Origin of the sequence: Novosphingobium sp. JCM 18896, assembly GCF_025938095.1 — a bacterium.
Taxonomy (GTDB): domain Bacteria; phylum Pseudomonadota; class Alphaproteobacteria; order Sphingomonadales; family Sphingomonadaceae; genus Novosphingobium.
This window is the reverse complement of sequence record NZ_JAPCZF010000006.1, coordinates 107,500-119,818: the sequence shown is the minus strand read 5'-3', so window position 1 is coordinate 119,818 and position 12,319 is coordinate 107,500. Positions and strand designations below refer to the sequence as shown.

Genomic DNA, 12,319 nt, shown 5'->3' with positions numbered 1-12,319 from the left:
ATGGAGACAAGCAGATGCGCGATCTGATCGCCGCGATGTATTTGGTCGCTCCCCTGGCTCTCGGCACGGCCGGTGTCGTTCACGCCCAGCAGCTTGCCGCGGCGCAGCCAGCCGCGCCGCGGCAAGCGGCCGACTATCTCCTCGGCCCGAACGACGAGGTCGAGGTCAAGATCTTCGGCCAGCCCGACATGACCGTGAAGACGCGGATCAAGGCGGACGGCACCGTCAACCTCGTCCTGCTCGGTCCGGTCCAGGCTTTGGGCAAGACCACCGGAGACCTGAGCCGCGAGATCGCCCAGGCCTATGAGCGGGGGGGGTACCTGGTGAAGCCCTCGGTCAACGTCGACGTGACCAGCTTCATCAGCAAGACCGTGACCGTGCTGGGCGACGTGCCCAGCGCGGGCAACTATCCGCTCGACCGGCCCTATACCGTCGCCTCGATGATCGCGCTCGCGGGCGGGATCAAGGATTCGGGTGCGAACGCGGTGATCCTGACCCCGGCCAGCGGCGGCGCGCCCGCACGCATTTCGCTCAACGACATGAGCGGTGCCGCCACGCGCCGGCTCGAGCCGGGCGACGTGCTGTTCGTGCCGCCGCAGGAGCGCTTCTTCGTCTACGGCCAGGTCAACGAGCCGGGCGGCTACAAGTTTCAGCCCGGCATGACCTATCGCCAGGCGATGGCCCAGGCCGGCGGCCCGACCCTGGCGGCCTCGAGCAAGATCGAGGTGCGGCGCGGGGGCAAGCGCGTCGAAGGCCTCAAGCTCGACGATGCCGTCCAGCCGGAAGACGTGCTGGTCATCAAGGAAAAGCTGTTCTGATTGCGGCGCGCGCGCCTCACGCGCTTTGCGTGCGGCGCGCGGTCCAGTCGCGGTAGCGCTGGTCGAATGCGCGACCGAGCGCGACTGCTGGTGCCTCGATATATTTCTGGACCAGCGCGGCGGTGCCGATCGAGCCGAGGAACAGCATCGGCGTGAGCACCGCGAGCGATACGGTCCAGGGCATGGTCGGCCAGAGCCCGACGAAGATGTGCAGGAAGATCGGGTGGAACAGGTACAGCGAATAGCTGATCAGCCCGAACCAGGCAAACAGCGCACCGCCGAACCAGCGCCGCAGCGCACAGAGCAAGAATAACGCGAGCCCCGCGAGGTAGCCGGTGTTGGCGGCGACCCAGCCCACGAGTTCGTTCTGCGCGTGGAGATAGGCCAAGGTATTCGCCGTGGTCGTCACCCCGGCCAGCAGTAGCGCCGAGGGCCAGAACATCCGGCAGGCGAAAGCGTCGCGTTCTAGGATGCAGATCCGCGCGATCGTGCCGAAATGCATCGCCGCGAGGTAGGTCGGCAGGCCGACGGGCAGGTCGCTTTGCGGGTTTATCCAGCGGTAGCCGCCCATTGCCAGGGCCAGGCCCAGGAACAGCCCCATCATCGCGAGATTGAAGCGCGGATTGTGCAGCAGCCGCCCGGCGAAGGCGAGCAGGCAGATCCCGTAGAAGATCAGCTCGATGAACAGCGTCCAGTAGACGCCCAGGATGTCGGGCGCACGCAGCAGCATCTGCACCATCGTCAGGTTGGCGACGATCTGCCAGGTCCCGAAGACATGGCCCGAGAACAGCGGGACGACCAGGATCGCCAGCAGGATCGAGGCCCAATAGGCCGGGTACAGCCGGAAGAACCGGCTGATCACGAACTTGCCGATCGGCGCCGGGCCGCTGAAGCTGAACGGGATGACGAAGCCGCTGATGCAGAAGAAGGCGACGATGCCGAGCCGGCCCGTGCTGAAATAGTCGCGGAAGGCCCCCGTCAGCAGTTCGCCCAGCGGCCGGAACGGCGTGACGTGGCCGACATATTCGGCCCAGTGGCCGAGCAGCACGGCGAAGGCGGCGAGGCCGCGAAGCCCATCGATGTGATCGAGCCGGTGCTTGGGACGCGCTTCGGTCATGCGGCGGCTCCTGGACGGTGGGCGGGTTCTTCCGCGATGGAGGGATCCGGTGGTGTCTTGGCGGCACTGCGGCGGTGCTTGCGCGCATAGGAGGGGCCGAAAGCCGCCTTGCCGAACAGGCCGCTGAACACGTAGCCGGCGATGATCGTGGCGAACGAAGGCCCGTAACAGGCGACTGTGACCGTGTAGATGTTGAGCATCGCGACGAGCGCGAGCTTGCTCGGGTCGCGCAGGTTCCGCACCGCGAAAGCCTGGGCGATCACCAGGATCGCGAAGGGAATGCCGAGGAACAGATAGGTCGTGATGTAGAAGTTATCGACCGGCACGGCATAGCCGGCCATCTCGGTATAGGTCATCGGATAGGAGAAGCAGCCGAGGCCGCAGCCGGTCAGGAGCCCGGCCGGATAGGTCTGCGACAGGTATTCGAACGGCTTCTGCCAGGAATTGTCGATCCGGTCCTGCAGGCTGAACAGATCGGGATAGTTCGCGTCGATATTGGCGCCGCCGAGCACGAAGATCATCAGGATGGGGAACAGCACGAGCAGGTAGGACGAGACCGCGACGCCTTGCTGCAGACCCAGGCGTCGGTGCGCCGGGATCAGGATGTGGATCGCGACGTAATAGGCCACGAAGGCCGCGAGCACGCCGCTGGCCGTCTTGCTGGTCGAAATGTCGAGCGCGTAGAACAGCACCGGCCACAGCGCCACGTTGGCCCAGCGCGGCAGGTGGTTGTAGAGCAGGAAATAGGGGAAGATGACCATGAAGGCGGCCATCGTGCTGTCCCCGGCGAAACCGCCGTAGCGCACCACGCCGCCGGCCCACCACAGCTTGCCCACGGTCTTTTCGAACCCGAAGTTGCTGATGTTCGCGCCGACCCAGGGGTAGTTCGAATGGGGCGCGAAGATCAGGCCGATCGCCGACATCGCCATCATCGTGAACAGGATGATCCGGCAGTACCGCTTCTCGGTGATCGACCGGTCGATGAAGGCCATGCCGACGAACAGCGGTATCACCGCCTTGATCCCGGTCACGAAGGCCAGGCTCGACTGGTTCATGTAGATCGCGCCGATCACCGCCGCCGCGAAGAAGTTGACCACCAGCATCGCCGCCAGGAGCGAGCGGTTCTGGATGATCGCGGTGTAGCAGAAATAGCCGAACACGACGAAAGCGATCACGTCGGGCACGAACCACAAGGTCGATAGCCCGAACATGTCCATGTAGTAGCGGATCGAACCAGTCAGCGTGTCGCGGATCGCGTAGAGCGCGACGTCGAGGAACAACAGCCGCAGCATCCATTGGGACAGGAACCCGTCCGCCGGCTTCGACTGGGAGGCGGCCGGTGCTGTGCGCCAGGATCGGTCGGCGAGGTCGGGGGCGAGGGTCGCCATGTCAGTTCCCCAACCGCATCGCCGGGCGCGCGAAACGGCGCTGGAGCAGGCTCAGGATCGGGCGCTCGACGAAGCGGTAGATCAGCACGGAGGCGACGACCGCGGCTGCCAGCATGGCGAGGATCGGCACGACGGGGACGTTCCACAGACCGAGCCGGGCCGACACCGCGGCCACCGCCTTGAGCGCGAAAGGGTGCGCCAAGTAGAGCGCATAGGACGCATCGCCGCCCAGCACGGCCATCCGCGCCGGCCAAGAGGTCATCGCCGGTTGAGGTCCGCAGACGACGGCGCCGACGATGAGCAGCGCGGGAATGCCGCCGGTGATGGCGCGCGCGAGCTCATGGTAGGCGCCGGTCTGGTAGGACCAGGTCGCCAGCAGGAAGCCGATGCCGGCTGCGGTCAGCGCCAGCCAGCCGGGCAGCGGCGGGCGATGACGATGCAGTGCCGCCAGGCCGATGCCGAACAGGAATTCGAAAATGATCGGATCGCCCCAGAACTTGAGCATGAAAGCCTGGGGCGGGGCCAGCCGCGCCGCGACGAACAGCGCCGCGAAGACCGACAGCAGCAGCGTCAAGCCCAGACGCCGCGGCAGGGTCAGCGCCAGCGCGAAGACGCAGTAGAACATCATCTCGTAGTTCAGCGTCCAGCCGAGCGTGAGCACCGGAAACAGGCCGCGCCCGTCGGGATGCGGCCAGGGGATGAAGAGATAGGAGGCCAGTGCGAAGGGCAGCGATTCTGCCAGTGTGAAGGCCGACAGCGTGGCCAGCGCGATCGCGGTCGTCCCCAGCCAGTAGATCGGCACGATGCGCAACACGCGGCGGCGCAGAAAGCGTTGCGCCTCGCCGGGTTGGCCGAACGAATCCTGCATCAGGTGCCACATGATGAAGCCGCTGATGACGAAGAAGATGTCGACGCCGAGGCCCCAGTCGAAGGCGATCAGGCCGAAGGCGCCGGCCTGGTCGCCGAGCGCCGCCAGCGCTTCGTGCTGGCAGTGACCGATCACCACGAGCAAGGCCGCAAGGAAGCGCAGCGCCTGGATGCCTTCAAGCCGGCTGGCCTTGCCCGCGACGGTGGAGGCGGTGGGGCGCGTCAAAATTCGGCCTCGAAGGTCGTGTCGGCGTTCGGTTGCGTCAGGGCGATGACGGTCGGTGTGTTGGTGATGCCGACCGTGGTGCCCTTGGCACCCGTCCCGCAGAGCGGTCGGCTTGCAACGCTATCCGCCGCGCGCAGGGTGGCGGTGGCCTCGGCTTCGTTGGTCCAGGCGATCAGCTTGCGCCCGTCCGCGCCGACATAGTCGAGCACGGTGACGCGCGGGGAGCGATAGACGACGCGTCCCTGTCGCATTGCGCGTGACAGGGCAATCGACTCCTTGACCAGGCAGGCGGCTGGTTTCGGCTGGTAGTGGTAGTCGTATAGCCCGAAGTTGTCCTCGATATCGTCGGTCTTCAGCCCCTGGTCCTTGAGCTGGTAGATCCAAACCCCGCGCACCCAAGGCGTTGCCATCGACCACAGCAGGAACTGGGCGAGATTGTCGGCCGATTGCTCCCGCGAAATCCGGCAGCTGGTCGCCGTGGGCCAGCCGATCTCGGTGATGTAGAGATCGGGCGCGCTACCCGCCGTGCCGCCCAGCGTTTCGCGCAGCCGCTGCATCTCGCCGATCGCCTCGCTCGCGGTGCGATCGGCCGCGGGCTTGCAATGGTTGTAGTAGTGGACCGAAAGCCCCGCGCGTTGCTGTTTGAGCCCGGCGGCGACCGCGCCCAGCCATTGCCATTGCGGATCGGTGCCGGCGGCACCGTAGAGCAGGGTGGCGCGCGGATTGGCCGACCCGGCTGCGGCGATCGCGGCGCGGGCCAGCGGCACGTAGTTGCCCGCAGCGCGCGGATCGTCGGTGCGGCCCGCTCCGGCCAGTGCCGCGCGGCCCATGACCGCGCGCAGGTTCCATTCGTTGCCGAGTTCGAGCAGCGCGCGATCGGCCTGCGGGGTGGCCGCGACCTGCGCCGCGAACTTGGCATAGGCGGTGCGGCCGCCGGGGGTGACAGGCGGATTGGCGCCTTCGATCCGGCGGTTTCCGGCGGTGAGGATCAACAGCGGGCGCGCCTTGGTCGCGGCCATGAACTGGCCGAGCCGGCCGGGAAACACGCCGCCCGCATCCTGGAAGGCGGGCCAGTCGAGATCGTCGCGGAACGAGTCGAAGCCGAGTTCGTCGATCAGCCGCGCGCTCTCGTCGATCTGGTAATTGTATTCGCCGCCGATGCCGAAATGGGTGCCGACGCCGATCAGCAGGGGCGACGCGCGCCCGGCGGGCAGGGTCTTGGGCACGACGATGCGTTCCTTGGCCGGCGGCGCCGCGCTCGACACCACCGTCGCTACGGCGGCCAGCACCGCGAGCACGGCGGGCGCCGCCAGTCGCCTGGCCCAGCGCGAGGCGGTGCTGCGGCTCTGCCAGCTGCGGGTCGGGCCCTGGTTCATGACCCCGCCGGCGAGGCTTTTCGCGTCAGCACGAGCAGGGACCAGCCGCCGAGCAGCCGCACGCTGGCATGGGCGCCGAGCTGGAACGCGATCCGCCGCGGCCAGGCCGCCAGCCGCTTCTTCCAGGTCTTGTGGCTTTGGTCGATCGCCCAGGGCGTATAGCGCTCGGTGACGATCTCCAGCCCGCATTCGCGCAACAGGGCGATCGCGGTGTCGCGGTTGAAATAGTGGATATGGCCGATCTGCGACCGCGCATCCGTCACCGGCCAGCCGCGCGCGACCGACAATGCGTTCATGTCGAGCGGGATGTGGAACAGCTGGTGGGCGCCGATTTCGGCGAGATCGCGCGCGAAGGCGAAGGGATCCTCGACGTGCTCGATCACGTCGATCGCCATGGCCAGGTCGAAGGCGAGCGGCTTTCCGAAGGGCGAGCCGCAATGGAAGCGCAGATCGGGCCGCGCGCGGCGCGCGCTGATCTGGCAGGCCTGCGGCGAGATATCGAAGCCGTCGCCGGTGGCGCCCGGAAAGGCCTGCTGGACCAGTTCGATCACGCGCCCGCTGCCGCAGCCGACCTCGCAGATCGAGCCTGGACGCAGCGAGGCCTCATCCAGCATCTGCTTGATCAGTCCCGCCTTCCACGGCGCGTCGTCTTCGTGCCAATCGGGATTCTCGGCGAGGTAGTCACCCGCGAGGTATCGCTGCGAAGTCTGGGTGGCCATGATCGCAGGCCTTCAGAGCAGGACCGTCCCGGCGATCGGGATCGCCGCGCCGTCGAGCACGTCGATCACCGAGCGCACGCGGTCGTAGGTCGTGCGGTGCTGTTTGGTCAGCAGCACGGCGGTGTCGAAGCCGGCGAAGACGCTGGCGAGGAAGCCGGCTTCCTGATCGCGGCCGATCGGCAGGCCGGTGATCACGCATTCGGTCATGGCCGGCCAGCCGCGCGTCGCCTCGAGGATCGAATAGCGTTCGAGATAGTGGCTCGAAAGCTCCTGTTCGGCGCCGGCGGGCAGGAGTTGCAGACCCTCGACCGCCGTGGCCAGCGGCGCCGGCTGCTCGTCGCTGTCGTCGAGATAGCCGACGAGCCCGTGATCGCCGGGCAGGCCGAACAACCGGGCCAGTTGCGGCGCGCGGAAGTCGGCCTCGACCAGCAGGGTACGCATGCCGAGGCGGGCCATGACGATCGCCAGGTTGCCGGCGATGCCCGGCAATTCGTCGGCGCAGTCCATGCCGATCAGCGCGCAGGTCAGCGCTTCGCCGCGCGGCTTCTGGTCGACCGCCTGCAGTATCGTCGCGCGCAGCGCGCGGATCTTGCGTACGGCCGAATGTTCCATGTCGTAGGCGGCGAAGAGCTCGCTCGACAGGTCTCCGGGCGGGTCCTGCACGTCGAGTTCGACCCCGGCGGCTGCGGCGACCGAGGCGGCGGCGAAGGGGAAGCCACCGTTGGCCGGCGCCCGGTCGATCTTGGCTCGGATTCTCATGCTGCCACTCCCCCAAAGCGCGCCGGTTCGACGCTGATCGGCCGCGTGAAGTCGAGGATGTGCTCGACGTCGGTGGCGCGGGCGGCACCGCGTGCCGAACGGATGCGCGGCTTGGCCAGTTCGAGCAGCAGCAGCGGCACGATGCCCGCAATCACGCCCAGAACCACCGCGGCGACGAACCACAGCATGAGATTGGGCTTCGCCGGGAAGACGGGAACCACCGCGTGATCGAGCCGCGTCGCGCTGGCCTGCGAGATCTCGCCCTGCAGCGAGGCTTCGTTGAACCGCTGACGCACCGAATCGTAGGTCTGGCGTGCGGCATCGACGTCGCGCTGGAGCACCATCAGCTGGTCCTGGACCGTCGACAGGCCGATCATTCGCGCCTGCTGATCGGCGAGCAGCGCGCGCAACTGACGCTCGCGCGCGCTGGCGGCGCCGCTCGCGGCACTGAGCGCGCCTTCCTGGCCCGAACGGGCCTGGGCGAGCGAGGCCTGCAGTTCGCGCAGGTTGGCCCTGGCCGCGATCATCTGCGGGTGATTGGCGCCGAGCGTCTTGCCGAGATCCTGCGTCTTGGCCGCCTGGGTCGCGACCTCACGCTCCAGATTCTGGACGATGTCGGAGCCGGCGACTTCGGGAACGGTACCGCGACCGGCGACCGAATGCGCCTTCGCCGCATCGGCCTGGGCGATCACCAACTGGTCGGTCAAGGTCTTCACGCGATCGCCTTCGAGATCCATGCGATCGATGCCGACGATGCCATGCTGGCGCTGGAAGTTGGACAGGCGTTCCTGCGCCTGTTCGTAGCGCTGGCGAACCTCGACCGTGCGCTCGTTGAACCACTGCGCGTTCCGACGCGCGGGCACGGCGCGAAGCTCGACCTGCTTTTCCATGAACACGTCGGCGACGAGATTGACGATCTTGGCCGATTGCTCGGCCTTCTTGTCCATGTAGCTGATGCGGATGACGTTGCTGGTCCGGTCGGTGACGACCTTGAGGTTGCTGCGGATGATCGCCACCGCCTGTTGGCGGCGGTCGTTCTCGAGCCCCGGCAGACGCGCGAGCAGGCCGGCGCGGCGTGCCACTTCGGCCAGCACGACCTCGCTCTTGATGACGTCGGCCTGGGTGCCGACGATCGCCTCGATCTGCTGCGGGCTGAGCGACTTTTCCTCTTCGGTCGGGTCGGACTGGCTGACGTCGATCACCACCGACGAGACCGCCGCGTAATAGCGCGGCTGGGCCAGCGCGATGATGACGATCAGCGCGAAGACCGCGAGCCCGCCGAACAGGGCCAGGCGCCAGCGCTGGCGTACGGCTTCCACAAGATCCACCAATGGTATCATCGGAATGCCTCCCCAACCTCTTGGAACGCGAGGCTCATGTCCTGCCGCTGATGCGACACCTCCTCGTCGAAAATCTGCTGCCGGCGGGCGACCATCAGCATCAGGAACTGCGCGGACAGATTGTCGCGGAACATGCGCGCGCCGCGATTGCCGACGGGGTCGGTCACGCGCTCGAGCTGTTGCATCAGCGTTTCGCTGCGCACCGCGATCTGGTGCTCGGGCACGCCGATCGAGCGCAGCGCGTCGGCCACCGCCGCGGCGTCGAACTGCCCGGCATAGCTCGCCAGCACGGCGATCGCGCCGAGCTGGTCGGGCACGGCATCGGGGGCGTTGAGCAGGTGGCGGAACCAGTCGTGCGTCTCGCGGCTGATCATCGCCCATTCGAGCAGGGCCTTGGTCAGGCCGGCGCCGACCTCGACCTCGGTGATCTGCAGGCTTTGACGCTCTTCCGCGCGCAGGGCGGCATGCATGCCGAACAGCCGCAGGTGATAGGCCGAGCCCATCGCCGCGCGGACGAGAACATCGCGCGCAGGGCGATCGATCGTCATGCCGGCAATCGCGCAGCAGTGATCGAGCAGGTGATCGAGATCGGCACGCGCGATCGCCCCGAGCTGGATCGCCTCCATGTGGCGGCGCAGCGAGGGGTGGCCGACGACCAGTTCCTCGATGTCGCCGGCGATGCCGATGATGAACAGGCGGATCGGCAGCCGCATGTCCGACAGCAGCTTCATCAGGCTGGCCAGCTCTTCCTTCGTCCGCGGATTGCGGATCCGGTCGAACTCGTCGAGCAGCAGCACGATGTCCTGGTCGAAATGGATCGCCATCCAGTCGGCGAGGAGCCTGGCGTTGGCGCCGTCCTCGGGCGCGACGATCGCGCGGCGGCCCTGCGATGCCACTGCCACCAGTTCGTGGACGAAAGGCGCCATCAGCTCGCGGAAGTCGAGGTCGCCGCTGACCGAATGGTAGAGCACGAGGAAGCGCGCCTCGTCGGCGAGTTCACCGAAGACGCGCGACAGCGAGGTCTTGCCCGAACCGCGCCCACCGAACACCAGCGCGTGCTTGCCCTGTTCGACCACGGCGTTGGTCAGCCGCGACAGTTCGGTGCTGCGGCCCGACAGGCCCGAGCGATCCTCGACCGGCATCGAGCTGTCGAAGGCACGGACGATGCGGACGCGCTGGCTCTTGCTGGCGGGATGGCGGATCACCGCGGCGGCCGGTGGCGGCGGTGCCGGCGCGGGTTTTTCCGGAAGCGGCTCGTCGCCGATCCAGGTCAGGAGCTGGGGCTTGGCTGCGGCCGTGTCGCCGGTGAGCCAACCGATCAGGCGTCTCAGGAAGTTCGGCATGATATTGACGTCTTCCTCTGAAAAATATCCAACAAACGGGGCGTTCGACCATGACCTGCGCCGCGCGTGGCGGCGGACGGTCAGCGGTCGAACTGGCCCTTCCAGGCGGCGATCGCGTCGAACGGCAGGGTCAGCGCGATCGGGTCCGAACCCTTGATCCACTCATCGATGCGCGCGAGGTCGTCGCGCGCGACGGTCGGCAGGCCGGTATCGCGCGAAATCTCCGAGGCGCGGTTGTCGACGGTTACGATCAGCGATCGTGTCTTGTGCTGCAGCGCCAGCACGCCGCAGTGCAGGCGCAGGCCCACGTAGTCGAGGTTGTCGCGGCGCAGCAGGTCGGCGACGTCGGTCAGCCCCGGCTTGACGATCTGGACCGCACCGCTGAGCAGGTGGTCGCTGCCGATCTCGAGCAGATAGGCCATGTCGTCGAACATCTGCGGCCAGAAATGGACGGTCTTGTAGCTGCGCACGAGTAGATCGAGGATCGCCCGGTCGGCGGCTTCGTCGCGCAGGTAGGCGGTCAGCGCGAACAGCACCTCGTCGGCGCGCGTGGTCGGCACCGTCGCGGCGTGTTCGGGGGTGAGCCGCCACATCGTCGGGCAGCCGGTGTAGACGACGTTGTCGATGCCCGAGCGCTTGAGCTTCTCGTAGGTGTAGGTGTCGCGCACCGAATGCAGGTATTCGCGATCGAAAAGCCGGCGGTGGATGCGGTTGGTCACCGGATCGGGATCGCGCTGGTACTTGTGCCAGCCGACCCCCATCAGGATCAGCGGCTTCACGCGCAGGACGTCGCCCAGCGAGAGCTTGATCTGGTGATAGCGCAGCCAGTGGCTGGCGATGATGTTGGTCCCGCCGACGAAGGCGTGATCGCACTCGGCGGCCTTCTGGATGCCGTGCTTGCCCGGATAGTCGTGCGAGGGGATGCCGGTGAAGAAGCCGTAGGGAAAGATCTCGCGCAGGTGATCGTGCACCGCGTTCATGATGATCTGATCGCCCAGATTGTCGGTGGTATACGACGAATCGTAGAGTGTGATCCGCTTGAGTGCGGGTTGCCCGCTGCGCGGGTCGAGCGGGAAGGCGCTGTCGAACTTCGGCTGGCTGTTCATGCGTGGGCTCCCACCGGAACGCGGGTCTGGGTCCGGATCGCTTCGGGCGCGCTCGCCAGGATCTGCTCGAACACGGCCAGTGCCTCGTGGCTCAGCGCGGTCTTGGCAAAGCGACCCGATGCGGCGAGGGCATTGGTGCGTAGCGGCGCGAGCTGCGCCGGGTTCGCGACCAGTTCGGCGACCGCCGTGCGCCAGGCCGTGACGCTGCCGGCTTCGACCAGCAGGCCATTTTCGCCGTGCTGGACCAGCTCGGGAATGCCGCCCTTGTCGCTGCCCATCACCGGCAGACCCTGCAGCAGCGCCTGGATGATCACCCCCGGCGAGTTCTCGTTCCAGATCGAGGGCACCAGCAGGATGTCACTGTTCTCCATCTGGTCGGCGACCGCCTGCAGCGAGACGTGACCGGCGAAGCGCAGCCAGGGACGATCGCCGTACTGCGCGCGCCACTCCGCCTCGTCGGGCCCAGAACCCAGCACGTCGAGCGTGAAGCCCGGCTGCGGGCCGAGCCCGTCGAGCGCTTCGAGCAGGACCTGGACGCCTTTCGACGTGTGCAGGCGGCCGACGTAGAGCAGGCGTACCCGGTCACCGGCTTCCTCGCGCGTGACTGTCGGGCGCGGGTACTCGTTGGGATTGAGCACGCGGTGGCACGGATAGTCGCCGACCGGCTGGAAGCTCTGCAGCTTCTGGAGATTGGCGGTCGAGGGCGAGATGAAGCCCAGCCGATCCATCGAGCGCAGGTAGCGCATCTTCACTCCGGCGCTGGCGCGGCAGGGCGTGCACAGGCCGTTGCACTCCTTGCCATCGACGAACATCGACATGCGCACGCAGGTCAGGCCGAGGTCGTGGAGCGTGAACACCGCGGGAATGTCGCGGCGGCCGATCGCGGTCATGGCGTTGTAGCCGAGGCCCTGAATGTACTGGATGTTGACGAAATCGGGGCGCACGTCGTCGAGCACGCGGTCCATCAGCGCGACGTTGCGCGGGTCGAACAGGTCCTGCAGGTGCCACAGCGGCTTTTTCCAGCCGGGCGCGTCGCCGGCGTCGAACGGCGAATAGGCGCGCGGCGGCGAGACGCGGTAGATGCGGCAGCCGTCCTCGATCTCGCCCCAGGTCTCCTGTGCGGGATCGGGCGTCGTGGTCAGTACCGAGACCTCGTGCCCCTCGCCGGCGAGCCAGGTTGCCAGGTTGTGCGCGCAGATCTCGGCACCCCCGCGGACGAAGGGTGGATAGAGCGACGAGATCATCAGAATGCGCATGGGT

At 67.3% G+C, this 12,319-nt stretch carries 11 protein-coding genes; 1 reads left to right on the top strand and 10 read right to left on the bottom strand.

Features of this window, described 5'->3' with window-relative positions; genetic code table 11:
* Positions 1-14 precede the first annotated feature (14 nt).
* A complete protein-coding gene (locus tag OLX23_RS20420; RefSeq protein ID WP_264446980.1) occupies positions 15-818 on the top strand; it encodes a polysaccharide biosynthesis/export family protein in 804 nt (267 codons plus the stop codon).
* Positions 819-834: 16 nt separating this feature from the next.
* Here OLX23_RS20420 and OLX23_RS20415 read toward each other — a convergent pair whose 3' ends face one another.
* From OLX23_RS20415 to OLX23_RS20370, 10 genes are all read right to left on the bottom strand, one after another.
* A complete protein-coding gene (locus tag OLX23_RS20415; RefSeq protein ID WP_264446979.1) occupies positions 835-1,935 on the bottom strand; it encodes an acyltransferase family protein in 1,101 nt (366 codons plus the stop codon).
* Complete coding sequence (locus tag OLX23_RS20410) at positions 1,932-3,323, bottom strand: hypothetical protein (RefSeq protein WP_264446977.1); 1,392 nt, start codon at positions 3,321-3,323, stop codon at positions 1,932-1,934. Before OLX23_RS20410 ends, OLX23_RS20415 begins: the two co-directional genes overlap by 4 nt.
* Position 3,324: 1 nt before the next feature.
* On the bottom strand, positions 3,325-4,416 hold the full coding sequence (locus tag OLX23_RS20405) for an acyltransferase family protein (RefSeq protein ID WP_264446976.1): 1,092 nt from the start codon (positions 4,414-4,416) through the stop codon (positions 3,325-3,327).
* On the bottom strand, positions 4,413-5,792 hold the full coding sequence (locus OLX23_RS20400; protein ID WP_264446975.1) for a hypothetical protein: 1,380 nt from the start codon (positions 5,790-5,792) through the stop codon (positions 4,413-4,415). The genes OLX23_RS20405 and OLX23_RS20400 overlap by 4 nt, the downstream gene beginning before the upstream one ends.
* On the bottom strand, positions 5,789-6,511 hold the full coding sequence (locus OLX23_RS20395; RefSeq protein WP_264446974.1) for a class I SAM-dependent methyltransferase: 723 nt from the start codon (positions 6,509-6,511) through the stop codon (positions 5,789-5,791). Before OLX23_RS20395 ends, OLX23_RS20400 begins: the two co-directional genes overlap by 4 nt.
* 12 nt (positions 6,512-6,523) lie before the next feature.
* On the bottom strand, positions 6,524-7,270 hold the full coding sequence (locus OLX23_RS20390; RefSeq protein ID WP_264446973.1) for a hypothetical protein: 747 nt from the start codon (positions 7,268-7,270) through the stop codon (positions 6,524-6,526).
* Positions 7,267-8,610, bottom strand: coding sequence for a GumC family protein (locus tag OLX23_RS20385; protein WP_264446971.1), 1,344 nt, complete (start codon positions 8,608-8,610; stop codon positions 7,267-7,269). Before OLX23_RS20385 ends, OLX23_RS20390 begins: the two co-directional genes overlap by 4 nt.
* A complete protein-coding gene (locus OLX23_RS20380; RefSeq protein ID WP_264446969.1) occupies positions 8,607-9,953 on the bottom strand; it encodes an AAA family ATPase in 1,347 nt (448 codons plus the stop codon). Before OLX23_RS20380 ends, OLX23_RS20385 begins: the two co-directional genes overlap by 4 nt.
* Before the next feature lie 80 nt (positions 9,954-10,033).
* Entirely contained in the window at positions 10,034-11,059 is a 1,026-nt protein-coding gene (locus tag OLX23_RS20375) for a polysaccharide pyruvyl transferase family protein (protein ID WP_264446968.1), read from the bottom strand.
* Complete coding sequence (locus OLX23_RS20370) at positions 11,056-12,315, bottom strand: glycosyltransferase family 4 protein (RefSeq protein ID WP_264446966.1); 1,260 nt, start codon at positions 12,313-12,315, stop codon at positions 11,056-11,058. The genes OLX23_RS20375 and OLX23_RS20370 overlap by 4 nt, the downstream gene beginning before the upstream one ends.
* Between the last annotated feature and the right edge of the window lie 4 nt (positions 12,316-12,319).